Genomic DNA, 24,275 nt, shown 5'->3' on the forward strand with positions numbered 1-24,275 from the left:
CCTTCACCCTCCGTTGAGCCAGAGCGGGGCGCTGAGGCTGGAACCGTGGCCGGATCGCCGATCGTGGCGATGACCGCCTCAGGAGCTTCGCCTATCTAAGCACCAACTAGACTAAATGTCACTAAAACCACAACATTCACGAGCGCATCGTGAGCACCACTCGCACCATCCCTTGAGGAGGGCCTGGCACCACTCAGGCCCTGGTCAGGCCCTGGTCAGGCCCTGGTCAGGCACCGTTTTGCTCAGGCCCTGCCGAGTTGCAGACGAGGCGCCGGCGAGGCGCTGTTCCGGGTTTTGACGAGGCGCCGGCAAGGCCCCGCTCCGGCTTCGGCGACGCGCCGGCAAGGCCTCGCTCCGGCTTCGGCGAGGCGCTGCTCAGGCGCTGTGCCCGGCCCGCAGCAGGCCGTACGTGACCGCCTGCTCGAGCGCCTGCCAGGACGCCTCGATGATGTTCTCGCCCACCCCGACCGTGGCCCACTCGCCGGTCGCGTCACTCGACGTGATCAGCACGCGGGTCACCGCGTCCGTGCCGTGCGTGCCCTCCAGGATGCGGACCTTGAAGTCGATCAGCTCGACCGCGGCCAGCTCGGGGTAGAGCTTCTCCAGCGCCAGCCGCACCGCCTTGTCGAGCGCGTTGACCGGGCCGTTCCCCTCGCCCGTCGCGATGATCCGCTCGCCCTTCGCGTGGAGCTTGACGGTCGCCTCGCTGACCACGTCGCCGCCGGGGCGGCGCTCGACGATCACCCGCCACGACTCGACCGTGAAGTAGCGCCGAAGCTCGCCGTCGACCGTGTCGCGCAGCAGCAGCTCGAACGACGCGTCGGCCGCCTCGAACGTGTGCCCCCTGGCCTCCAGGTCCTTGACCCGTTCGACCAGCTGCCTGGACTGCTCGCCGGTGAGCTCGTAGCCCAGCTCGCGGCCCTTCAGCTCGACCGAGGCGCGGCCGGCCATGTCGGAGACCAGCATGCGCATGTCGTTGCCGACCTCGGCGGGGTCGATGTGCTGGTAGAGGTTCGGGTCCACCTTGATCGCCGACGCGTGCAGGCCCGCCTTGTGCGCGAAGGCCGACGTCCCGACGTACGGCTGGTGGGAGTTCGGCGTGACGTTGGTGACCTCGGTGATCGCGTGGGCGATGCGGGTCATGTCGCGCAGCGACTGCGGCGGCACGAGGTCGAATCCCCGCTTGAGCTGGAGGTTCGCCACCACCGTGAAGAGGTTGGCGTTGCCGGAGCGCTCGCCGTAGCCGTTGGCGCAGCCCTGCACGTGTGTGGCGCCGGCCTTGACCGCGGCCAGCGTGTTGGCGACCGCGCAGCCGGTGTCGTCGTGGCAGTGGATGCCGATGCGGGCCCCGGTGCCGGCCGCCTCGTGCACCACGTCGGCCAGCTCGTCGGGCAGCATGCCGCCGTTGGTGTCGCACAGCGCGACCACCGACGCCCCCGCCTCCGCGGCCGTGCGCAGCACCTCCAGCGCGTACGCCGGGTTGGAGCGGTAGCCGTCGAAGAAGTGCTCGGCGTCGAGGAAGACGCGCTGGCCCTCCGCGGTCAGGTGGGAGACCGTGTCGCGGATCATCGCGAGGTTCTCCTCCAGCGTCGTGCGGAGGGCCAGTTCCACGTGACGGTCGTGACTCTTGGCCACGAGCGTCACGATCGGCGCGCCGGATTCGCGCAGCGCGGCCACCAGTGGGTCGTCGGCGGCCTTCACGCCCGCCCGGCGGGTCGCGCCGAACGCGGCGAGCTGCGCGTGCTTCAGGTCGAGCTCGGTCTGAGCCCGCCGGAAGAACTCGGTGTCCTTGGGGTTCGCGCCCGGCCAGCCACCCTCGATGAAGCCGACGCCGAGGCCGTCCAGGTGACGTGCGATAGCGAGCTTGTCGGCGACCGTGAGGTTCAGCCCCTCCTGCTGGGCACCGTCACGGAGCGTCGTGTCGTACACGTGGAAACGATCGTCGGCCATCTCTGTGTCTCCTTCGCGGGTTGCGTCTCGCCGCGCGCTCATCGGCCTGTGGTTCCGCTTGGGGCCCAAACAAAAAGACCCCTCACGGACGTGAGAGGTCTGCGCGCCGGCGGTGTCCTTTTAGCCGGCGCGCCTGCCGATAATGAGCAGACCGTAGAACATGGTGCTGAGCAGTTTGCCACAGCCGGTCACCCTCTGGCACATCGATCTCATAGTACGAGATATCCGAGAGTGTTCGCGCAGGTCAGCGGGCTGACGATCTAGTGTGAAGCCATGAAGGCCGCCAATTTCATCACCCCTGCCGTCGCCGAGTACGCCGCGGCGCACACGAGCCCGCCGGACGATCTGCTCACCGACCTGGCCGAGGAGACCCACCGGCTGGTGGGCGACCGGATCACCATGCAGATCGCGCCGGAGCAGGGCACCCTGCTGACCATGCTGGTCCGGCTGAGCGGCGCCCGCAGCGCCGTGGAGGTGGGGACCTTCACCGGCTACTCGTCGATCTGCATCGCCAGGGGGCTGCCCGCCGACGGGCGCCTGATCGCCTGCGACGTGAGCGAGGAGTGGACGGCGGTGGCGCGCCGCTACTGGCGGAAGGCGGGTCTCGACGACCGCATCGAGCTGCGCCTCGGCCCGGCCGCGGACACGCTGCGGGCCATGCCGGCGGGTGAGAGCATCGACTTCGCCTTCATCGACGCCGACAAGGCGGGATACCCGGTCTACTACGAGGAGATCCTGCCCCGGCTGAGGCCCGGCGGCCTGATCGCCGTGGACAACACGCTCCAGCACGGCGACATCACCGATCCCGCCGCCGGCGGCACCGTGCCCGTGATGCGGGAGTTCAACGACCTCGTCGCCCGCGACTCCCGGGTGACGAGCGTGCTCCTGACCGTCGCCGACGGCCTCACGCTCATCAGGAAGAACTGAATCCTGGATCTCGATGGACGTAGGGCAATGACCGGGTAATAACGCGCCATAGAGGCGCGGGACGCATGATCGCCGCCCCCTCGATGAGTACGCTCGCGAAGCGATTCGCATTGGCGGATCGCTTTGCCCGGAGCTCGTCTTTATCACCCGGCGTCTGGTGCGACCAGGCGTCTGATCCGAACAGGGGGCGGCGGATGACTTGTCGGCGCGGCAGCAGGGCGTTTCTCACCGGCAGGATCGCCGGTCTCCTTCTCGCCGGAACATCGGCTTCGACCGCGTTCATCGCCGGTGTCGTCCCGCTCGGGGCCGCCGCCGACAACGGGCACGGCCGTGGCGATCGCGCCGTGCGCAACGTCACGTCCACCCAGGGGAAGGACCCGCAGGACCGGCCCGGGGACAGGCTGTCGGTGTCCGGCGACACGCGCAACCACGGCTATCAGCACACGTCCACCAACACCGCGGGCGGCTCCTCGAACGTGCAGAACGCGCTGTGCCGGCGCGCCCGGGTCTGCAACATCACCCAGCACGTGACGGTCGTCGGCCCGACCGCGAGCCCGGCGCCCTCTGCTCCGGCGCCCAGTGCCAGGCCCACTCCGGTGCCCACGGTCACCGTCACGGTGACCGTGACGCCCACGCCGTCTCCCGTCGCGCCGCCGCCCCCCGCTCCGCGCGTCGTGTCGGCTCCGGCGCCGGCTCCCGCTCCGGCGCCCAGGCCGTGCCCGGTCGCGCGGCCCCTGATCAGTGTCGACGCGAGGGCCGGAGTGAGCGGCACCGGCCTGCTCCACGGACTGGTGTCGCTGTCCGTCCTCGCGGTGGCCAGGCCCTGCCCGGGCGCCATCGGCTGAACGACCGCTTGCACCCTGCCTCCGAGCCCCGTTCCTCAAGCCTTGTTCCTCAAGCCCCGTTCCTCAAGCCCGGCCCCTTGAGCACGGCCCCTTGAGCACGGCCCCATGCGCGTCGGCCGTTCAGCCCTGCCCGGCGCACGTTCCGACCGCGCACCGGCCACCACCCGGAGAGAGGCGGGCCGGTGCGGCGACCGTCAGCAGATCTTGTGGATCCAGTGGTGGGTGTCGGGGCGGCTGCCGTACTGGATGCCCACGAGCTCCTCGCGGATCTTCATCGTGACCGGACCGGGCGTGCCGTCGCCGACGGTCCAGCTCCGGTCGACGCCCTTGACGGAGCCGACGGGGGTGACGACGGCGGCGGTGCCGCAGGCGAAGACCTCGGTGAGCTCGCCGGACTCGCAGCCCGCCTGCCACTCCTCGATGGAGATCTTGCCCTCCTCCGCCTTGTATCCCAGCTCGCCGGCCAGGCTGAGGATCGAGTCGCGGGTGATGCCGGGCAGCAGCGTCCCGGTGAGCGCCGGGGTGACGAGGCGGTCGCCGAAGACGAAGAACAGGTTCATCCCGCCCATCTCCTCGACCCACCGGTGCTCGAAGGCGTCGAGCCAGACGACCTGGTCGCAGCCCTCCTCGACGGCCTGCCGCTGGGCCACGAACGCCGCCGCGTAGTTGCCGCCGCACTTGGCGAACCCGGTGCCCCCGGGCGCCGCGCGGGTGTACTCCGTGGACAGCCAGACCGAGACCGGCTTGAGGCCACCGGTGAAGTACGACGCGGCGGGCGAGGCGATCACCATGTACTTGTAGTTCCGCGAGGGGTGGTTCACCCCGAGGGCCTGCTGCGTGGCGATCATGAAGGGACGCAGGTAGAGGCTGTGCCCCTCGGCGGTCGGCACCCAGTCGCGGTCGGTCTGCACGAGGAGTTCGAGCGACTCGACGAACGTCTCCTCGGGAAGCTCCGGCATCGCCATGCGCTGCGCCGACTGGTTGAACCGCGCCGCGTTCGCGTACGGCCGGAAGGCGACGATGGAGCCGTTCGGCTGCCGGTAGGCCTTGAGCCCCTCGAACAGCTCCTGGGCGTAGTGGAACACCGACGTCGCCGGGTCCAGCACGAGCGGACCGTACGGCTGGAGCTTCGCGTCGTGCCAGCCCTCCCCCTCGGTCCAGTCGATGGAGATCATGTGGTCGGTGAAGACCTGACCGAAGCCGGGGCTCGCCAGCAGCTGCTCGCGCTCGGCCGCAGAGCGGGCCTGCGGATTGAGCTGCACGTCGAACCTGAGGTGGGTGGTCATGCGGGGTCCTTCTCTCTACGTCGTCGTAGTAATTGTGCGACGAGTCGGCTAAGGGAAAACTAGGGCATTTCACAGATATGAAAAAGCGCATGGCGGCCCATACCGGGCCGCCATGCGCGTGATGTCGGGATGAGCGGCCGGAATCAGCCGGCTACTCGGGCGGCGATGTCGTCGCCGATCTCGCGGGTGGAGCGTGCCGTCCACGCGCTCTGGCGCTCGATCAGGTCGTCGGCCACGGCCTGCTCGACACGGGCCGCCGCCTGGGCGTGGCCGAGGTGGTCGAGGAGCATGGCGACCGACAGGATCGTGGCGGTCGGGTCGGCCTTGCCCTGGCCCGCGATGTCGGGCGCGCTGCCGTGGACGGGCTCGAACATGGACGGCGCCGTGCGGGCCGGGTTGACGTTGCCGCTGGCCGCGAGGCCGATGCCGCCGGCGACCGCCGCGCCGATGTCGGTCAGGATGTCGCCGAACAGGTTGTCGGTGACGATCACGTCGAACCGCTGCGGCTGGGTGATGAAGAACATGGAGGCCGCGTCGACGTGGCAGTAGTCGGTCTCGACCTCGGGGAACTCCAGGCCGAGCCGGTCGACGGTGCGCGCCCACAGGTCGCCCGCGTAGGTGAGCACGTTGGTCTTGTGGACCAGCGTCAGCTTGCGGCGCGGCCGGGTCATGGCCTTCTCGAAGGCGTAGCGCACCACGCGCTCGACCCCGTAGGCCGTGTTCAGGGACTCCTGGGTGGCGATCTCGTGCGGCGTGCCGCGGCGCATCGCGCCACCGGCTCCGGCGTACGGCCCCTCGGTGCCCTCACGGACGACGACCATGTCGATGTCCTCGGGACGGGCCTGTCCGAGCGGGGTCGTCACGCCGGGGAACAGCTTGACCGGGCGGAGGTTGACGTAGTGGTCGAGCTCGAAGCGCAGGCGCAGCAGCAGGTCGCGCTCCAGGACACCGGGCGGGACGCTCGGGTCGCCGACGGCGCCGAGCAGGATCGCGTCGTAGCCGCGCAGCTCGTCGAGCACCTCGTCGGGAAGCGTCTGCCCGGTCGCGTGATAGCGCCTGGCGCCGAGGTCATACTCGGTGGTCTCGGACTTGACGCCCGCGGCGTTGAGGACCTTGAGGCCTTCGGCGACGACCTCGGTGCCGATACCGTCACCGGGGATGACTGCCAGGCGGATGTTGCTCGACTCCATGCGTGTACCTTACCGGTTGTCTCGTGGATCGAAACACGATCTCACTATTCGGTCCATACCCGGGCGCACCTGCCGGTCAGGCGGGTCCAGACGCGACGGCACGTTCGAAAACGAGGTCGCGCGCCGTGGACAGCCCGACCGCCAGCGCCCCGAGGATCACGGCGTCCGGCCCGAGCGTGGACACCTCGATCCGCGGTGGCGCGAGGGCCACCAGCGTCTCCAGCCGCTCGGCCACCGCGTCGGCGAGCAGGTCGCCGGCCTGTGCGCCGATGCCGCCGCCGAGCACGATCAGCTCGGGATCGAGCACGGCGATCACCCCGGCGAGAGCGCGGGCGACGTGACCGGCCTCGGCGGCCAGCACCTCGCGCCCGGCCGGGTCGCCGCGGCGCGCCGCGGCGACGACCTCACCGGCCGTGGCCGCCGTCATGCCGAGACGCGCCGCCGCCGCCACGATGCCGTCGGCGGACGCGACCGACTCGAACTCACCGCGCCCGGCTCCCGGGCCGTCCGCCCTTTCCGGAACGCCCATCGGCAGGTGGGAGATCTCGCCGGCCGCTCCCCGGGCACCCCGGTAGAGACCGCCGTCGATCATCACACCCATGCCGACGCCCGTCCCGATGGACACGAGGACGAAGTGGGAGACGCCCTTGCCCAGGCCGTACGCGCCCTCCCCCACCGCCGCGAGGTCGACGTCGTTCTCCACGGTGTAGGGCGAGCCGGTCACACCGGCCAGCGCGTCCACCGCGCCGGGGCGTTCCCAGCCGGGCAGGCCGGGCGCGAGCCGGAGCGCCCCGCTCTCCTTGTCGTGGATTCCGGGAGTGCCGAACACGGTGACGGTGACGTCACCGGATGCCAGGCCGGCCTCGGCGACGACCTCGGCGGCCAGCCGCTCCAGCTGCCCCACCAGGCCGTCGTACGACCGCGCCGCCGAGGGCTCCTGCCTGCGGACGACGACGTCGCCCACGAGATCGGCGAGCGCGAGCCGCACGGTGGTGCGGCCGATGTCGGCCGCGAGCACCCAGCCCGCCTCCGGCCTGATCTCGTAGAGCAGCGCGGCACGGCCGGTGCCGCCGGTACGCAACCCGACAGGACGGACGAGCCTGGCACGCTCCAGGTCGGCAAGCGCCATCGAGATCGTCGGCTTCGACAGGCCGGTCACCTGGGCGAGCTCGGGGCGCGAGGCCTTGCCGAGGCGGAAGATCTCGGTGAACACCGCCCGCTGGTTGATCAACCGGAGCAGGCTCGTCGTGTTCGCGGCCCCACCGCCGATGCTCACCACGCACTCAAGATTGACACATCCGGAGGGTGGCCGTTCCCGCCCATTTCCGGCCAGACCGGCTTTCCGGCCAGGTCAGCGCTGCGGTACGCCCCCGTTGTCGCGACGGTCGAGCGCGATCTGCAGCGCCGCCGCCGCCTCGTCCTCGGCGTCCTCGGAACGACCCCAGGGATACATCTCGTACATGGCGATTCTCTCTTCGACGGAGAAATGCGGAGAGCGGGACCCGGCTGTCGCGGGTCCAATGCGTCGGCCGCCGATGGAACGCGGGTCACGCGTCACGGGCGGGCCGAAGGCCGGCTGCGCGGCGCTCCGCGACGGGCCGGCCTGCCCTGATCAGGCCCCGTCGCGGCAGGTGGAAGCGCGGGGCGCCTCGTCATCGCAAGAGTACCCCACAATCTCGTAGGACGACCTAGTATCTCACCTGGTGAGACGCCGTCCATGAATCGGGAAAACGGATGGGAGAAAACGAACGGCCCGGCGCACGAGGCGCCGGGCCGTTCGATGAGGCGGTATCGGAGGGTCAGTCCTCCAGGTCGACCGTGCGGCCGCTGTCGGCGCCGATCTCCCCCGCGATCTGCTCGACGACGTCGGACGGGATCGCCGTGTCGACCGTCAGCGCGATGAGCGCCTTGCCGCCCTTCACGTCCCGGGAGACCTGCATGGAGGCGATGTTCACGTTCTGCTCGCCGAGCAGGCGGCCGACGATGCCGACGATGCCGGGACGGTCGGCGTAGGTGAAGAACGCCAGGTGCTCGGTCGGCTCGATCTCCATCGCGTAGCCGTTGACCTCGACGATCTTGGTGATCTGCCGCGGGCCCGACAGGGTGCCGGAGACCGAGACCGTGCGGCCGTCGGCGAGCACGCCGCGCACCGTGACGACGTTGCGCCAGTCGGGGCTCTCCGCGCTGGTGACCAGCTCGACCACGACGCCGCGGTCCTTGGCCAGCAGCGGCGCGTTGACGTAGGTCACCGCGTCCTCGACGACGTCGGTGAAGACGCCCTTGAGGGCGGCCAGTTCCAGGACCCGGACGTCCTGCGCGGCGATCTCGCCGCGGACCTCGACGTCGAGGCGGGTGGCCACCTCGCCCGCGAGCGCGGTGAAGATGCGGCCGAGCTTCTCGGTGAGCGGCAGGCCCGGCTTGACGTCCTCGGCGACCGCGCCGCCCTGGACGTTCACCGCGTCGGGCACGAACTCGCCGGCGAGCGCCAGCTTGACGCTGCGGGCGACCTGCGTGCCGGCCTTCTCCTGGGCCTCGTGAGTGGAGGCGCCGAGGTGCGGCGTCACCACGACCTGGTCGAACTCGAACAGCGGGCTGTCGGTGCAGGGCTCCTTGGCGAACACGTCGATGCCCGCGCCCGCGACGCGGCCCTCCTTGAGAGCGGCGTAGAGGGCGTTCTCGTCGATGATCCCGCCACGCGCGACGTTGATCAGCCGGACCGTCGGCTTGACCATGTGCAGCTCGCGGTCGCCGATGAGGCCGATGGTCTCCTTCGACTTGGGCAGGTGGACCGTGATGAAGTCGGACTGCTGGAGCACCTCCTCCAGCGACGCCAGCCGCACGCCCATCGCCGCCGCGCGGGCCGGCTGCAGGTAGGGGTCGTACGCGATGAGCTCGACGCCGAACGGCTGCAGGCGCTGCGCGACAAGCTGGCCGATCTTGCCGAGGCCGAGGATGCCGATGACCTTCTCGTCGAGCTCGACACCGGTGTACTTCGAGCGCTTCCACTCGCCGCTCTTGAGCGCGGAGTGCGCCTGAGCGACGTTGCGGGCGCTGGCGAGGATCAGCGCGACCGTGTGCTCGGCGGCGCTGGTGATGTTGGAGGTCGGGGCGTTCACGACCATGACGCCGGCCTTGGTCGCCGCCTCGACGTCGACGTTGTCCAGGCCCACGCCGGCCCGGGCGACGACGCGCAGCTTGGGCGCCGCCGCGATGGCCTCCGCGTCGACCTGGGTGGCGCTGCGTACGATCAGGGCGTCCACGTCGGCGAGGGCGGGCAGGAGCTGCGACCGGTCGGCGCCGTCGGTGTGCCGGACCTCGAAGTCCGCGCCGAGCACGGCGAGACCCGCTTCTGAGAGCTCTTCTGCGACAAGTACGACGGGCTTGTTCACTGGGTTGAGTCCTTCGTGAAGTGCGACAGCGCGGACGACGTGAGTCTATCCGGGCCTTGTGAAGGCTCTCACGAGCGCCCGGCATACGAGACGACGCAAGGTCTCGGCGGTGTCGCGGCGGCACGACGACCTGGTCTCGGAATCGCGGTCCGCGCGGCTCCGGGCGGCTCCCGGCGGCTCCGGGCGGCTCCACGCAGCCCGGCTGCCGGGAGGTTCCGGTGGGGTTCAGGGGATTCGTGAGACTCGCTCACGTACGGGCCCAGCCGATGGATGTACCCCGGCTTAGCCTGATCCATCCAGACTGCCACCCATCTCGGTATTGATCGCACCTAATCTTGGGGATTAGCCTGATTCGCCATGGTCCAGTCCCTATCGTTCAGGCTATGAGCATCGGGAACCCCTCCCTGGGCGACGTTCTCGCGCGGCATGGCAGCCCCCGGCAACTCCTGGCGGCCCTCGCGGAGTGGGGCATCCTGGTGGCGGTCCGCCCCGACCGCTCCGTGGTGCTCGGCACTACGCAGAACGGCGAACGCGTTCTGCTCGGCTACACGGGACCGGCGACCTATGCCCGGCACCGTGGGAGCCACTCCCTGTCGGCGTGCGACGCCGACACCATCCTCGACATCCAGCGCGTCACGGGCGTGCGCGAGATCGTGATCGACGCGGCCGGCCCCGCCGCCGCCGCCGTGCCGATCGACGACCTGCGCCGATATCTGGAGCAGAACCGCACCGGTCCCGCTCCGGCGCTGTCGGCCCTGGGCTCGGCCGCCCCCACGGCGTACGCCACGGGCGCGATGGCGACCGTGACCCGCGCGCAGGCGGCGCGGCAGGCTCCACCGCCGCCCACGCCCGTCCCTCCCATGCCCGCCCCTGTCCCGGAGGCGGCCTCCGCGCTCCCGCAGTGGGTCCCCGCTCCGCGGCAGCACCTGTCGGGGGCGATGCAGGTCGTGGACCCCGGCTATCGCAGGACGCGCCATCCGATCCTGCCGGCGCTGCGAGTGGCGGTCGCCGAGCTGCTGCCGGAGTATCCCTACGTCCACCACGTCTGGATCTCCGAGGCGCGTACGGCCGCCGGGCTGTGGGGGATCATGCTGCACGTCAAGGTGCACATCTCGGGCGCCGACGACATCGTGAAGGAGCTGCACCGGCGGGTGCGCAGCCGGCTGCCGCAACTGGCGGCCAGCGAGGCGCCGGTGCTCATGGCCCGGGTCGCCGACGCCCACACCGAACGCCGCCTGATCGAGATCGGCGCGCACGTCGTCTTCCCCGACGTACGCGACTGAGCCCGCGGGCCCGTCACCGATCTCCGCCGGGGCCGCCCCGGCGGAGATCGGCGGGACACCGGGCAGCCGCCGAACCGTTGCCGATCAGTCCTTCCTAACGGACGCTTGCTCGGCTTGAATGGCGACCATGGTTTCCACGGCGACGCCGTCCCCGTCGAAGGTCTCCCTCGGGGTTCGCCTCGGGTACGCCGTCGGCTCGTTCTGCACGGCCAACTTCTCCACGATCCCCGGGCTGCTGCTGCTCTTCTACATGACCAACGTGCTCGCGGTCCCCGCCGCGCTCGCGGGCGTCGTGCTCTTCGTGCCCAAGGCCTGGGACCTGATCGCCAACACGCTGGTCGGCCGATGGTCGGACCGCACGGTCTCGCGGTGGGGACCACGCCGCCCCTGGCTGCTCGCCGGGGCCGCGGTGCTGCCGGTGTCGTTCGCCCTCATGTTCGCCGGCCCGCCGATCACCGGCGTCCCCGCCGCCGTGTACGTCGGCGTCACCTTCCTGGCCGCCGCGACCGGATACGCCCTGTACGAGGTGCCGTACAAGGCGATGCCCGCGGAGATGACGACCGACTATCACGAGCGGACCTCGCTGCTGCAGTGGCGCATGGCGCTCATCGCGGTCTCGATCGCCATGAGCGGCATCCTCGCGCCGACGCTCGCCGGCGAGACGGCCGACGGCTACCGCGTCATGGGCGTCACCTTCGGCGTGATCCTTCTCGTCGCGATGCTGGGCTCGTTCTTCGGCACCGCCCGCGCGCCCTTCACCGCACCGCGCAAGTCCGAGGGGACGCTCCGGGAGCAGCTCGCCGCCGCCCGCACCAGCAAGCAGTTCCTGTGGCTCCTCGGGCTCAGCTCCGCGCAGACGCTCGGGGCCGGCGTGATGCTCGCCGGGGCGCCCTATTTCGCCGCGTACGCGCTCGACGACACCGCCGCCACCACCACGCTCTTCGCGGCGCTCGTGGGGCCGATGCTGATCACGATGCCGCTGTGGGTGTGGCTGGCCCGCAAGCTCGACAAGCGCGGCGCCATGATCCTCTGTGGTGCGCTGTTCACGATCGGCGCGCTGCTGCTCCTCGCGACGCCCGCGTTCGGCGAGCTGTACGCGCACCTGTGCGTGATGATCGTGGGCTTCGGCTACGCGGGCACCCAGCTGCTGCAGTTCTCCATGCTCGCCGACGTCATCGCGTACGACGGCATGCTCAGCGGCGAGCGCAGGGGCGGGATCTTCACCGGCCTGTGGACCGCGGTGGAGAACGCGGTCCAGGCGCTCGGGGCGACCGCGTACGGATGGGTGCTGAGCCTGGGCAGCTTCGCCTCCTCCGACCCCGAGCATCCGGTGACCCAGCCGGACAGCGCCCACGTCGCCGTGGTGATCGGCGTGACCGTGGTGCCCGCCCTGATCACGTTCGCGGGCGTGCTGATGACCCTCAGGTACGACCTCACCGCCGACCGCCTCGCCGCCGTCACCGGCGGGAGCACGCCCTCCGCGGCTCCCGTCTCCGGGAGCGACGGGCAGCACGGCGGACAGGACCGCACGCAGGACGGCGGGCGGCCCGAACCCGGAGAAGTGCTCCGCACCGAAGAATGAGGTGATCGGGCGGCCTCGCGCCGCTGGCGGCGCCCCGCCGGGCCGAGGCCGGCGTCCGGACAGGGGCCCGGCCTGCCACGCTCACGTCGTCCGCGGGCCGGTCGACGGCGGCGCCGGATGCCGGGAGGGCGACGACCGGGTGACGGCCGGCCGTCCGCCGTGGTGGGAGCGCTGCCGCGAGCGGCTGGAACGGGTGGCGCGGGAGGCCGCGGACGACCTTAAACGCGCCTCAAGCCGGTCTCTGCGCTGATCACGCCGCTGACCTGCGGATTATCGGACATCCAAGGCATTGCGCGGCATAAAAGAAGTTTAAGAGAAGGTAGATACTTTCCTCCTTGGACCGATTTATCACCACATGTCGGTCTCTAGCGCACCATAATGACGACTTCCCCAGCGTCTAACCCCCACTGGAGGAATGATCGTGAACAGAGCGCTCGGAGCGGTCCTGTGCCTCGGGAGCGTCGCGGCCGCCGGCATGACGGCGGTGCCGGCTCAGGCCGAGGCCTGGCACGCGGGCTGCCGGGTCGCCGCCGCGAAGCCGTACGTCAGCGTGGACGGCAAGATCCGCGCGGCGGGCTCGCGGGCCGGTTGCGTCGACAACGCCCGTTTCCGGGTCCGGATCGTGAAGAGCAGGCCGGGCCCCGACCGCGTGGTCAAGAGCGGCTCCAAGGTGGTCAGGAACGCGCGCGTCACCGTGGCGCTGACCTGCGTGAACGGCGCGTACTACAGCGTCGTCACCGACTATCGCGGCCACGTCTCGCGCTCGAAGCCGGTGCGCCTCGACTGCGACATCCCCACCACGGTTCCCACCGCCACCTCCTCCCCACGCCCCAGCGGCACCCCCTCCACCATCCCCACCACCACTCCCAGCACCACCCCCAGCACCACTCCCAGCACCACCCCAAGCACCACCCCAAGCACGGCCCCCGCCCCGAGCGCCCCCACCCCCGCCGCGCCCAGCGCCTCTCCGACGAGCGGCTCGGCCGTGGGCACCGCCATCGAGAACGAGGTGGTGCGCCTCACCAACGTCGAGCGGGCCAAGGCGGGCTGCGGCCCGCTGAAGCACGACGCGCGCCTGCGCGCCGCCGCGTACGCCCACTCGGCCGACATGTCCGCGAAGAACTACTTTGACCACACCTCGAAGGACGGCCGTTCCTTCGCCGACCGCATCACGGCCGCCGGCTACACCTGGCGGGCCGCGGCGGAGAACATCGCCAAGGGCTACGGCACGGCCCAGGCCGTGGTCCAGGGCTGGATGAACAGCCCCGGGCACCGGCAGAACATCCTCAACTGCACCTACACCGACATCGGGGTCGGGTACGTCGCCGCGGGCGGCCCGTACTGGACCCAGGACTTCGGCCGGCAGTAGAGCCGACGGTAGAGACGCGCCGACGGCGCAGGGAGCGGGGACGCCATGCCCGGCGCCCCCGCTCCCACCCCGGGATCGACGGGGAATACGGCGGTCTTCTGGACACCTCGGACCACTGCGACGGATACTCCTTTCATGAGCTCTCCCCCGGTTCGCGCATCGGACGGGGACCGCGAGCGTGCGCTCAGCGAGCTCCGCGACCGGGCCGCCGAAGGACGCCTGTCCATGGAGACCTTCGTCGGCCGGGTGGACCTCGCGCTCCGTGCTCGCAGTCGCAACGAGTTGGACGAGCTGGTCTCCGACCTCCCGCACCGCGGGCGCTGGCGCAGAAGGATCACCGACGCCGTCGCCTCCGTGTCGGAGCTGAGCAGCCGGATCGAGTCCGCCTGGCGGCGTCCCCGGCTGCCCCGGCTCGCCCTGCCCGCCGACGGCCGGGCCCGCTATCTGGTCGGCCGCGGCTCCTCCTGTGACCTCGTCCTCGCCGACCTGACCGTCTCGCGGGTGCACGCCGAACTGCGGCGGGAGCAGGACTCCTGGCTGCTCGTCGACCTCGGCTCGATGAACGGCACCCGGCTGAACGGCTGGCGCCTGGTCGGCCCCGCGTCCGTACGGGCAGGCGACGAGGTGGCCTTCGGCGACTGCGTGTTCCTGGTCTCGATGCCCGCCTGATCGTTATACGTACATTTCCGTATTGCCGCCCCGGCACGGCTCGCCGACGATCGCGGAAAGCCACTCACCCGGGAGCGGACCGTGCGATTGTCACGACGTATCACGATCATGCTGGCCGGTGCCGTCCTGGCCACCGGAATCGCCGGGTCCGGCGTCCCCGCCGGAGCGCGGGGTCCGGCCCCCGGCATCGCGGACCTGACCCGCGACCTCGACCAGATCCTCGCCGACTCCCGGCTGGCCCCCGCGCGGGCGGGCGTCGCCGTACGTGCCGCCGCCAGCGGCGAGGACCTCTACTCCCTCGACGCGGACAAGCTGTTCGCCCCCGCATCCAACACCAAGCTGCTCACCTCCGCCGCCGCTCTCGACACGCTCGGCGCGGACTTCCGGTTCACGACCGACGTGCTCGCCGCGTCCAAGGCGGGCCGTACGGTCGTGGGCGACCTCACGCTGCGGGGCACGGGCGACCCCACCATGCTCGCCGCCGACTACGACGCGCTCGCCGCCAAGGTCGCGGCGGCCGGCGTCAAGGTCGTCACGGGACGGCTGGTCGCCGACGACACCTGGTTCGACGACGTACGGCTCGGCACCGACTGGGCCTGGGACGACGAGCCGTACTACTACGCCGGGCAGATCTCGGCGCTGACCGCGGCGCCCGACACCGACTACGACGCGGGCTCCGTGATCGTCTCGGTCGCGCCCGGAAGCGGCCCCGGCAAGGCCGCCAAGGTCTCCACCACCCCGGCCACCGGCTACGTGACGATCGTGAACAAGGCCGTCACCGGCGACGAGACGGACGTGCTCGTCGAGCGGCAGCACGGCACCAACACCGTCGTGGTCAGCGGCACGGTCGCCGAGCCGTACGACGAGTGGGTCGCGGTGTGGGACCCCACGCTCTACGCGGCCACCCTGTTCCGTGAGGGGCTGGCCCGGCACGGCGTGAAGGTGCTCGGGCCGACCGTGCGCGGGACCGCCACCGCGAAGGCGGTCACGGTCGCCGCACGCCGGTCGATGCCTCTCGGCGACCTGCTCGTGCCGTTCCTGAAGCTGAGCAACAACATGCACGCGGAGATCCTCACCAAGGCGATGGGACGCAAGGTCTCCGGCGCGGGAACATGGGCGGCCGGGCTCGCCGTGACGACCGCGTTCGCGCAGGCCAACGGTGTGAAGACGCTGCGGCTGCGGGACGGCTCGGGCCTGTCCCGGGTGGACGCCCTGACGCCCGGCGGGATCACCGCCCTGCTCGCGGCGGTGCGCGGCAAGCCCTGGTTCCCCACCTGGTACGCCGCCCTGCCGATCGCGGGAGAGGCGGAGCGCATGGTCGGCGGGACACTGCGCAGCAGGATGGGCGGCACGGCGGCGGCCGGGAACGTGCACGCCAAGACCGGCTCGCTGACCGGCGTGACCGCGCTGTCGGGCTACGTGACCAGCGCGGACGGCGAGCCGCTGGTCTTCTCGGTCATCAGCAACGGCTACCTGTCCGGCCCGCCGCGCGACCTGGAGGACCGGATCGCCGTCAGGCTGGCGCAGTTCACCAGGAACGCCCCGGTCGATGAGACGGTCGATGAGACGGTCGATGAGGCGGCGGGCGTCTCGGCGGACGCGCGCGGTGTGGCTCCGGAGCCGACGCCGCAGGAGACCGGCCAGGCGTCGCGGCGGCCCTCGGCCGGTGACCTCGAATGCTCCTGGCTCAAGCCCGCCCGGTGCTGACCCCGTCCGGCCCCGGCCGCTAGACCGGCGGCGACAGTGCTCTGAGGTCCGCCTACCGGCTGCGACGGTGCCGGGCCGTTCGGGTCCCAGCGCTGACCGGCGGGGTCGGCGGGGTCGGCGGGGGCTGGTGGGGGCTGGTGGGAGCTGCCGGAAACCGGTGGGGGGCAGTGCCGGTCGGCGGGGGCCGGTGCCGGTCGGCGGGAGGCGTGAAACGCGACGCGGCGCCGCGCCCCGCCCTTCCGGGCGGGGAGCGGCGCCGCGGTCACGCGAGCGTTCGCGAGCCTCAGGCCTGCTCGCCCTTGAGCCAGCTCATCATCGGGCGGAGCTTGCCGCCGGTCTGCTCGATGGAGTGGCCCGCCAGCTCCTCGCGGTAGCGCTTGAAGTTGGTCTGGCCGGAGTCGAACTCCTCGACCAGCTCGCGGGCGAAGCGGCCGTCCTGGATCTCGTCGAGGATGCGGCGCATCTCCTTCTTGGTCTCCGCGTTGACCACGCGCGGGCCACGGGTGTAGCCGCCGTACTCGGCGGTGTCGGACACCGACCAGTACATCTTGGAGATGCCGCCCTCGTACATGAGGTCCACGATCAGCTTCATCTCGTGGAGGCACTCGAAGTAGGCGACCTCCGGCTGGTAGCCGGCCTCGATCAGCGTCTCGAAACCGGCCTTGATCAGCTCGGAGACGCCGCCGCACAGCACGGCCTGCTCGCCGAACAGGTCGGTCTCGGTCTCCTCGGTGAAGGTCGTCTTCAGCGCGCCGGCGCGGGTGCCGCCGATGCCCTTGGCGTACGACAGCACGAGCGGCCAGGCGTTGCCGGTGGCGTCGCGCTCGACGGCGACCAGACAGGGCACGCCGCGACCGGCCGAGTACTGGCGGCGGACCAGGTGACCCGGGCCCTTCGGCGCCACCATCGCGACGTCGACGCCCGCCGGGGCCTCGATGAGGCCGTAGCGGATGTTGAGGCCGTGGCCGAAGAACAGCGCGTCGCCCTCGACGAGGTTCGGCGCGACGTGCTCGGCGTACAGGTGCCGCTGGATGTGGTCCGGCGCGAGGATCATCGTGAGGTCGGCCTCTTCGACGGCCTCGCCCGGCGACAGCACGCGCAGCCCGTCGGCCTCGGCCTTCTCCCGGCTCTTGGAGCCCTCGGGCAGGCCGACCCGGACGTCCACACCCGAGTCGCGCAGGCTCAGGGCGTGCGCGTGGCCCTGGCTGCCGTAACCCAGCACCGCGACGTGGCGGCCCTGGATGATCGACAGGTCGGCGTCGTCGTCGTAGAAGATCTCAGTCACTTGCTTGCCTTTCACGGGTTGTCCGTCGCGACGTGCCTGCCATGGGAGCTATGCGCTGCGGTCGAGGGCGCGAAGCGAGCGGTCGGTGATGGAACGGGCGCCGCGGCCGATGGCCACCATGCCCGACTGCACGAGCTCCTTGATGCCGTACGGCTCAAGGACCCGGACGAACGCCTCCAGCTTGTCGGTCGTCCCGGTGACCTCGATCGTCACCGCGTCCGGAGCCACGTCAACGCAGCGTGCCCGGAAGAGGTTCACGAGTTCGAGGACGTGCGACCGGCTCTCCGAGTCGGTCCGCACCTTGATCAACATCAGCTCGCGCTGCACCGACTGGCTGTTGTCGAGCTCGACGATCTTGATGACGTTGACCAGCTTGTTGAGCTGTTTGGTGACCTGCTCCAGCGGGAGGTCCTCCACGTTGACGACGATGGTCATCCGCGAGATGTCGTCGTGCTCCGTGGGCCCGACCGCCAGCGAGTCGATGTTGAACCCGCGGCGGCTGAACAGGGCGGCGACCCGGGCCAGCACGCCCGGCTTGTTCTCCACCAGCACGGACAGCGTGTGGCGACTCATGCTTGCTCCATCTCCTCGCGCTGCTGGTCGTGAACGGGTCGGGCCTGGGCGGGGCTCATTCTCCACCCTCCCAGTTCGGCGCCATGTCACGGGCGTACTTGATGTCGTCGTTGCTCGTGCCGGCCGCGACCATCGGCCAGACCATCGCGTCCTGGTGCACGACGAAATCGACCACCACCGGCACGTCGTTGATCTCCATGGCCTTGCGGATCGTGTCGTCCACGTCCTCGGGACGCTCACACCGCAGGCCGACGCAACCGTACGCTTCGGCGAGCTTCACGAAGTCGGGAATGCGCTTGGGCCGCTGCAGATCGGTGTTGGAGTAGCGCTCGTCGTAGAACAGGGTCTGCCACTGGCGGACCATGCCGAGGTTGCCGTTGTTGATGACCGCCACCTTGATCGGCACACCCTCGATCGCGCAGGTCGCCAGCTCCTGGTTGGTCATCTGGAAGCATCCGTCGCCGTCGACGGCCCACACGACCTTGTCCGGGCGGCCCATCTTGGCGCCCATGGCGGCCGGCACGGCGTACCCCATCGTGCCCGCGCCGCCGGAGTTGATGAACGTCCCCGGGTGCTCGTACTTGATGAACTGGGCGGCCCACATCTGGTGCTGGCCGACGCCCGCCGCGTAGATCGCGTCCGCTCCGACCAGCGCGCTCAGCCGCTCCATGACGTACTGCGGGGCCAGCGAGCCGTCGGCGAACTCCTCGTAGCCCAGCGGGTAGGTCTCCTTGTAGCCGTTGAGCAGCCGCCACCACTCGCTGTAGTCGCCCTTGCGGCCCTCGGCCTGCTCGGTCCGCACCGCCGTGATCAGGTCGCCGATCACCTCGCGGCAGTCGCCCACGATCGGGACGTCGGCGTGGCGGTTCTTGGAGATCTCCGCGGGGTCGATGTCGGCGTGGATGACCTTGGCGTGCGGAGCGAAGCTGGACAGCTGGCCGGTGACCCGGTCGTCGAACCGGGTGCCGAGCGCGATCAGCAGGTCGGAGCGCTGCAGGGCGCCGACGGCCGAGACGCTGCCGTGCATGCCGGGCATGCCCATGTGCTGGGGGTGGCTGTCGGGGAAGGTGCCCCGCGCCATCAGCGTGGTGACCACCGGGATGCCGGTCAGCTCGGCCAGCTCCAGCAGCTCGGCCGAGGCGCGCGCCTTGTGCACGCCGCCGCCGACATAGAACACCGGCCGCTTGGCCTCGGTCATCAGCCGGGCGGCCTCGCGAATCTGCTTGGAATGCGGCCGGGTCACCGGACGGTAGCCGGGAAGCTGCATGACCGGCGGCCAGGAGAAGGTGGTGGTCGCCTGCAGGGCGTCCTTGGCGATGTCCACCAGCACCGGCCCCGGACGGCCGGTCGCGGCGATGTGGAACGCCTCGGCGATGGTCCGCGGGATGTCCTCGGCCTTGGTGACGAGGAAGTTGTGCTTGGTGATCGGCATCGTGATACCGGAGATGTCGGCTTCCTGGAACGCGTCGGTCCCGATGAGCGGGGTGGAGACCTGCCCGGTGATCGCGACGATCGGCACCGAGTCCATGTAGGCGTCGGCGATCGGGGTCACCAGATTGGTCGCCCCCGGGCCGCTGGTGGCCATGCACACCCCGACCCTGCCGGTCGCCTGCGCATAGCCCTCGGCCGCGTGGCCGGCGCCCTGCTCGTGCCGTACAAGCACGTGCCGGACCTTGGTCGAGTCGTAGAGGGGATCGTAGGCGGGGAGAATGGCCCCGCCGGGGATCCCGAACACCGTGTCGACCCCGACCTGCTCCAGCGCCCGCACGAGGGCCTGGGCACCTGTCATTTTCTCGGTCATCGGCTCGTTCCTTGTGGCTGAGCTTGCTTCTGGCTGGGCTGCTTGGCGTGGCTCCTGGCATAAAAAATGCCCCATCCGCTGAGCGGAGCTGGGGCGCGCGCAGGACCTAGTGCTTCGTCAGGCTGCGCGCCTGCGAAGTACTACGAGAATCCCACCGCTATGCATGGCTACAACGATGTCCGATGGAGCGCCTCCACGTCAAATCATGTGGGACGCCCGTCTCGCCATCCAAGACACCCACAACGGACTCCCAGGCTATGCGACCCGCAGCGCGGCCGGCACGACGCCGCGTGTCCGCGCCACCGTTCTGGACTGAGGCGCGCGGGTGCGAAGCGACCACGCGCGACGAGGGACGCGCTCCTTGCGTGCCGCAGGCACGGCCCAGCCGATCAAAGCGCCCAGACGATCGACGCTGCCCCCTGGCGCGCCTCCGGCATGACGCTGTGCTCACGGCGCGCCTTCGGCGCGGCTCAGGCGGTGTTCTGGAGGGTCGTGCTCGGCATCAGGGAGTCGACGCCCCGTGCGGTCATGGGACGGGCCACCAGATAGCCCTGGCCGCGCGTGCAGCCCATCTTGCGCAGGAGGTCGAGTTGCTCGGGCCGCTCGATGCCCTCGGCGACGACGATCAGCCCGAGGTCGTTGCCGAGCTGCACGATCGTCTTCGTCAGCAGGGTCAGCGTGTCGTCGCGGCCGAGTCCGGAGACGAACGACGGGTCGATCTTGATCATGTCGACCGGCAGTTGCCGCAGGAACGCGAGCGACGCGTAGCCGGTGCCGAAGTCGTCGATGGCCAGCCGTACGCCGAGTGTCCTCAGCTCCGACAGCCTGCTGATCATCTCGCCGGCGTCCTCGACCAGCATCTCCTCGATGACTTCGAGGGTCAGCTTGCTGGCGGGCAGCCCGCTCTCGCTCAGCGCCTCCGCCACGGTCTCCACGAAGCGCGGGGCCATGATCTGCCGCGCGGACAGGTTCAGCGCCAGCCCGATGTCCCACGACGACGCGCGCCAGGCCGCCACCTCGCGGCACGCCTCGCGCAGGATCCACTCGCTGAGCGGCACGATGATCCCGGTGTCCTCGGCGGGCCCGAGGAACTGCTCGGGCGGCACGAACGTGCTGCCCCGCCACCAGCGCACCAGCGCCTCGACGGCGGTCACCTGCGACGTGGCCAGGTCGACCACGGGCTGATACTCGATCGCGAACTGGTTCTCCAGCAGCGCCCGCTGCAGGTCGGAGGCGATCTCCAGGCGGCGCAGGACGTCGGCGTGCATGTGGGTGGCGAAGACCTCCACCCGGCGCCCGCCGAGCTCCTTGGCCCGCGACATCGCCACGTCGGCGTTGCGCAGCAGGTCTCCGGGCGGCAGGTCCTCCTCGGCGAAGGCCACGCCGACGCTGGCCGTCAGCGCGATGTCGCGGTCGGCCACCCGGAACGGCTCGTTGGAGACCGCGCGGACGAGCCGTTCGGCCAGGTCGATGGCGGTCTGCGCGTCGGTGCCTCCGGACGCGCCGCCCTCCAGCAGCACCGCGAACTCGTCCCCGCCCCACCGGGCGAGCGTGTCGTCGGCGCGTACGGCCGAGCGCAGGCGGCGGGCGGCCTGGCCGAGCAGGTGGTCGCCGCTGGCGTGGCCGACGGAGTCGTTGACGGAGGTGAAGCCGTCGAGGTCCAGGAAGATCACCGCGGTCCCGCCGGCTCCCCGGCGGGTGAGCACGTCCCGGGCGCGCTCCTCGAAGTAGGCCCGGTTGGGCAGCCCGGTGACCCCGTCGTGGAAGGTCAGGTGGGTGACCTGGTTGCGCAGGGCCACCTGGTCGCTGAGGTCGCGGATCGTGACCAGGACGAGGTCGTCGTCGCGTACGTGCCGGGCGGCGACGGACTCGGTGGGACGCCAGGTGCCGTCGGAGGCGCGGAACCGGCAGGAGATGCGGGTGCCGCCCTCCTGCGCCGGCTCACCCTCCTGATCCGGCCCGTCGTCCTCGTCGTCCATCATGCGGTCGAGGAGGGCCTGTACGGCAGGCACGTCCTCGGGGTGGATGTAGTCGAAGATCGGCCGGAAGGCGAGGTCGTCGGGGCAGTAGCCGTACGTCGTCTCCAGGCCGGGGCCGACCTCCTGGATGATCCCGCGGGGATCGCACACCAGCACGACGTCGCCGGTGTTCTCGGCGAGCCTGCGCAGTTGCTGCTCTCCGACGTCGACCAGGCGGCGCATGCCCGCGGTCTCGACCAGGAGCACGAACAGGCGGCCGAGCAGGACGAGGACGACCGAGGCGGCCACGATCACCAGGGCGGCGTCGCGGCTGTTCCCGATCGCGTACAGGGTGGCGACCAGCGTGGCCGCGGCGACCAGCACGAGCGGGGTGGCGGCCGTCAGCGCGGCGGGCAACGGCCTGACCGGCCGGTCCTCGTGCACCCACGGGGCGACGGCGAGGACCAGCAGCATGGCCGGGACGACGAGCCCCGCCGCGAGCGGCGGGGTGTCGCCGTCGAGGCGGGCGAGGGCCGTGGCCAGCTCCGCCGCCGTTATCGCGGTGAGCAGTCCCACACCGGCGAGCCCGACCACCCGGTTGCCCGACCGGGAGGCCGCCACGGCCGGGGTCACGGCGCAGGTCGCGAGCAGGCAGACCACGGGCAGCGCGAGCGCGACGAAGAACGCTCCAGTGTCCTCCGCCTTACGGAACGCCGGGCCGAGCACGGCGACCCAGGCCACGGCGAAGACCGACGCCGCGCCCAGGTAGGCGTCGGCCGCCTGGCGTATCACCCCGCGTGTGAACGCGGGTGGTTTCACCGACATGCCGCAGCCGATCGCGAGCAGCACGGACCCGACGAGCATGAGCAGGTCGGCGAAGGTGAGCACGAACGGCGTGCCGTCGGCCACGGGGCGCACCCCGACGCCGAGGAGCCAGGTCAGCGACCCGGCGGCCATCCACCGCCACGCGCCGGGCTGGCGCCGGTGGACGGGGACGACGCGGGAGGCGGCCATGATCAGCGAGATGGCCGCGAGCAGGCCGGTGACGACACCCGCGACCGCGGTCACGACCGGTGCCGAGCCTCCGGTGACCAGGGCCACGACGACCGCCACCGCGCCGAGCCCGGCCGCCGTGGTGAGTGGGACCCGGGGGTCACGCCTGCCGTTCACGCGCGTCGCCTCTGCACCTGTCGCCGATTCGTCTCCGGTTGTCGTGTCCGCCGGGGTTTTGGCCGAGTCCGGAGTTGTGTCAGCGTCGCCGGATTCGGTGGGGTGTGCCATCACTGCCCCTCCCGTTCTCGACTCGGCTTTACTCTCCCTGTCACATGGCCAGTGTGCGCACTCCCGCTGATCGAGAGGGGGACAACGAGCGAGTCGTCACCGATCTGATAACCAGCCGCGCACGCTGAGCTTCACCGTACGCACCCCAGGTCACGAGGCAGCCACGTTCCGGAATCCTTAACGGAGCGGTCAGTAATGCCCGGTGATCATGTTATCGAGTGGACGGCCCGTCAGATGACGGATCACCTGTTCCCGCACCAGCCTCCGCGTACGCCGCACCGACGCGGGCGTGCTGCCGGCGATGTGCGGGGTGATGAAGACCCCCGGCGCGGTCCACAGCGGGTGGTCGGACGGCAACGGCTCGACGGGCGTGACATCGAGCGCCGCCCGCAGCCTGCCCGTCAGCAACTCGGCCAGCAGCGCGTCGGCGTCCACGACCGACCCGCGCGCGGCGTTCACCAGCAGCGCGCCGTCCTTCATCCGGGCGAGGAACCCGGCGTCCACCAGGCCGGCCGTCCCCGGGGTGGCGGGCACCAGGAGCACGACCACGTCCGCCTCGGGCAGCAGCGCGGGCAGTTCGCTCTCACCATGGACACGGCCGTGGGCGCTGTCGCGGGCCGTGCGCGCCACCCGCACGATGTCCACCTCGAATCCGGCAAGACGCCGTTCGAGCGCCTCGCCGATCGAGCCGTACCCGACGATCAGCACGGTGCTGTCGGCGAGGACGCCGGTGTGGTGGTAGGTCCACTCCCGCCTGGCCTGGGCGGCCGCGAAATCGGGGAACTCCCGCAGCATCGCGATCATCGCGCCCACCGCCCACTCGGCCGTGCCCGCGTCGTGGACGCCGCGCGCGTTGCACAGGACCGCCTTCGGCGGCACGTGCGGAAGGTAGGGCTCGACCCCCGCCGTCACGGTCTGCAGCAGGCGGAGGCTGGTCATGCGGCCCAGGAGGCCGGGGGTGTCCGGCAGCGGGACCAGCGGAGGCACCCAGATCTCCACGTCCTCGGGCGGGCCGGGCAACGGCGTCCGCCCGTCGTACACGACGCAGTCAAGGGAGGGGAGGCCTTCGGGCAGCTCTGTGAGCGCGTCGGCGATGTCCTGTGATGCGACCCAGATCTTCACAGGAACAAACCTAGGGAACCATCGGCCCGGCCAGCGAGTATGGGGTGCATGAGGAGGT

17 protein-coding genes are annotated in these 24,275 nt (G+C 70.9%); 7 read left to right on the forward strand and 10 right to left on the reverse strand.

Annotated elements, in window-relative coordinates; genetic code table 11:
- Nucleotides 1-375 precede the first annotated feature (375 nt).
- Nucleotides 376-1,950 (reverse strand): citramalate synthase, encoded by a 1,575-nt coding sequence (gene cimA, locus OHB01_RS02845; RefSeq protein ID WP_142646103.1) that lies wholly within the window; start codon nt 1,948-1,950, stop codon nt 376-378.
- A gap of 273 nt (nt 1,951-2,223) precedes the next feature.
- On the opposite strand from cimA, the gene OHB01_RS02850 reads away from it, so the two are divergent.
- On the forward strand, nt 2,224-2,877 hold the full coding sequence (locus OHB01_RS02850; protein WP_147942949.1) for an O-methyltransferase: 654 nt from the start codon (nt 2,224-2,226) through the stop codon (nt 2,875-2,877).
- 194 nt (nt 2,878-3,071) lie between these two features.
- On the forward strand, nt 3,072-3,722 hold the full coding sequence (locus tag OHB01_RS02855) for a hypothetical protein (RefSeq protein WP_142646107.1): 651 nt from the start codon (nt 3,072-3,074) through the stop codon (nt 3,720-3,722).
- 194 nt (nt 3,723-3,916) lie between these two features.
- Here OHB01_RS02855 and OHB01_RS02860 read toward each other — a convergent pair whose 3' ends face one another.
- From OHB01_RS02860 to serA, 4 genes are all read right to left on the reverse strand, one after another.
- Entirely contained in the window at nt 3,917-5,008 is a 1,092-nt protein-coding gene (locus tag OHB01_RS02860) for a branched-chain amino acid aminotransferase (protein ID WP_142646109.1), read from the reverse strand.
- A gap of 143 nt (nt 5,009-5,151) precedes the next feature.
- Nucleotides 5,152-6,198, reverse strand: coding sequence for a 3-isopropylmalate dehydrogenase (locus OHB01_RS02865; protein ID WP_142646111.1), 1,047 nt, complete (start codon nt 6,196-6,198; stop codon nt 5,152-5,154).
- A 76-nt stretch (nt 6,199-6,274) separates the two neighbouring features.
- A complete protein-coding gene (locus tag OHB01_RS02870) occupies nt 6,275-7,477 on the reverse strand; it encodes an ROK family transcriptional regulator (protein WP_328854893.1) in 1,203 nt (400 codons plus the stop codon).
- Between the two features lie 520 nt (nt 7,478-7,997).
- Nucleotides 7,998-9,587: a phosphoglycerate dehydrogenase gene (gene serA, locus OHB01_RS02875; RefSeq protein ID WP_142646115.1), complete on the reverse strand. Its 1,590-nt coding sequence runs from the start codon at nt 9,585-9,587 to the stop codon at nt 7,998-8,000.
- Between the two features lie 383 nt (nt 9,588-9,970).
- Here serA and OHB01_RS02880 point away from each other — a divergent pair, with 383 nt between their 5' ends.
- From OHB01_RS02880 to dacB, 5 genes are all read left to right on the forward strand, one after another.
- Entirely contained in the window at nt 9,971-10,870 is a 900-nt protein-coding gene (locus OHB01_RS02880) for a hypothetical protein (RefSeq protein WP_142646117.1), read from the forward strand.
- 127 nt (nt 10,871-10,997) lie between these two features.
- Entirely contained in the window at nt 10,998-12,452 is a 1,455-nt protein-coding gene (locus OHB01_RS02885) for an MFS transporter (RefSeq protein WP_240971085.1), read from the forward strand.
- A gap of 421 nt (nt 12,453-12,873) precedes the next feature.
- Nucleotides 12,874-13,821: a CAP domain-containing protein gene (locus tag OHB01_RS02890; protein WP_328854894.1), complete on the forward strand. Its 948-nt coding sequence runs from the start codon at nt 12,874-12,876 to the stop codon at nt 13,819-13,821.
- Between the two features lie 135 nt (nt 13,822-13,956).
- Nucleotides 13,957-14,490: a DUF1707 and FHA domain-containing protein gene (locus OHB01_RS02895; protein WP_142646123.1), complete on the forward strand. Its 534-nt coding sequence runs from the start codon at nt 13,957-13,959 to the stop codon at nt 14,488-14,490.
- Between the two features lie 81 nt (nt 14,491-14,571).
- Nucleotides 14,572-16,197 carry a D-alanyl-D-alanine carboxypeptidase/D-alanyl-D-alanine-endopeptidase gene (gene dacB, locus OHB01_RS02900; RefSeq protein ID WP_328854895.1) on the forward strand — a complete coding sequence of 542 codons (1,626 nt, stop codon included), beginning with the start codon at nt 14,572-14,574 and terminating at the stop codon, nt 16,195-16,197.
- 283 nt (nt 16,198-16,480) lie between these two features.
- Here the strand turns inward: dacB and ilvC are convergent, their stop codons facing one another.
- The 5 genes from ilvC to OHB01_RS02925 all read right to left on the reverse strand — a co-directional run bounded on the left by ilvC (nt 16,481) and on the right by OHB01_RS02925 (nt 24,217).
- A complete protein-coding gene (gene ilvC, locus OHB01_RS02905) occupies nt 16,481-17,473 on the reverse strand; it encodes a ketol-acid reductoisomerase (protein WP_142646338.1) in 993 nt (330 codons plus the stop codon).
- Between the two features lie 57 nt (nt 17,474-17,530).
- Complete coding sequence (ilvN, locus tag OHB01_RS02910; protein WP_030506098.1) at nt 17,531-18,055, reverse strand: acetolactate synthase small subunit; 525 nt, start codon at nt 18,053-18,055, stop codon at nt 17,531-17,533.
- Between the two features lie 55 nt (nt 18,056-18,110).
- Nucleotides 18,111-19,931, reverse strand: a complete 1,821-nt coding sequence (locus OHB01_RS02915) for an acetolactate synthase large subunit (protein WP_205829943.1) — start codon at nt 19,929-19,931, stop codon at nt 18,111-18,113.
- Nucleotides 19,932-20,326: 395 nt separating this feature from the next.
- Complete coding sequence (locus OHB01_RS02920) at nt 20,327-23,095, reverse strand: putative bifunctional diguanylate cyclase/phosphodiesterase (RefSeq protein WP_419197564.1); 2,769 nt, start codon at nt 23,093-23,095, stop codon at nt 20,327-20,329.
- A gap of 189 nt (nt 23,096-23,284) precedes the next feature.
- Complete coding sequence (locus tag OHB01_RS02925; protein ID WP_147942953.1) at nt 23,285-24,217, reverse strand: 2-hydroxyacid dehydrogenase; 933 nt, start codon at nt 24,215-24,217, stop codon at nt 23,285-23,287.
- Between the last annotated feature and the right edge of the window lie 58 nt (nt 24,218-24,275).

Origin of the sequence: Microbispora hainanensis (assembly GCF_036186745.1) — a bacterium.
Lineage (GTDB): Bacteria > Actinomycetota > Actinomycetes > Streptosporangiales > Streptosporangiaceae > Microbispora.

Excerpts from the sequence above, each read along its gene's own strand:
- cimA (WP_142646103.1), bottom strand. The coding sequence starts at position 1,950 with ATGGCCGACGATCGTTTCCACGTGTACGACACGACGCTCCGTGACGGT.
- OHB01_RS02850 (WP_147942949.1), top strand. The coding sequence starts at position 2,224 with ATGAAGGCCGCCAATTTCATCACCCCTGCCGTCGCCGAGTACGCCGCG.
- OHB01_RS02855 (WP_142646107.1), top strand. The coding sequence starts at position 3,072 with ATGACTTGTCGGCGCGGCAGCAGGGCGTTTCTCACCGGCAGGATCGCC.
- OHB01_RS02860 (WP_142646109.1), bottom strand. The coding sequence starts at position 5,008 with ATGACCACCCACCTCAGGTTCGACGTGCAGCTCAATCCGCAGGCCCGC.
- OHB01_RS02865 (WP_142646111.1), bottom strand. The coding sequence starts at position 6,198 with ATGGAGTCGAGCAACATCCGCCTGGCAGTCATCCCCGGTGACGGTATC.
- OHB01_RS02880 (WP_142646117.1), top strand. The coding sequence starts at position 9,971 with ATGAGCATCGGGAACCCCTCCCTGGGCGACGTTCTCGCGCGGCATGGC.
- OHB01_RS02885 (WP_240971085.1), top strand. The coding sequence starts at position 10,998 with ATGGTTTCCACGGCGACGCCGTCCCCGTCGAAGGTCTCCCTCGGGGTT.
- OHB01_RS02895 (WP_142646123.1), top strand. The coding sequence starts at position 13,957 with ATGAGCTCTCCCCCGGTTCGCGCATCGGACGGGGACCGCGAGCGTGCG.
- ilvN (WP_030506098.1), bottom strand. The coding sequence starts at position 18,055 with ATGAGTCGCCACACGCTGTCCGTGCTGGTGGAGAACAAGCCGGGCGTG.
- OHB01_RS02915 (WP_205829943.1), bottom strand. The coding sequence starts at position 19,931 with ATGGGGCATTTTTTATGCCAGGAGCCACGCCAAGCAGCCCAGCCAGAA.
- OHB01_RS02920 (WP_419197564.1), bottom strand. The coding sequence starts at position 23,095 with ATGGCACACCCCACCGAATCCGGCGACGCTGACACAACTCCGGACTCG.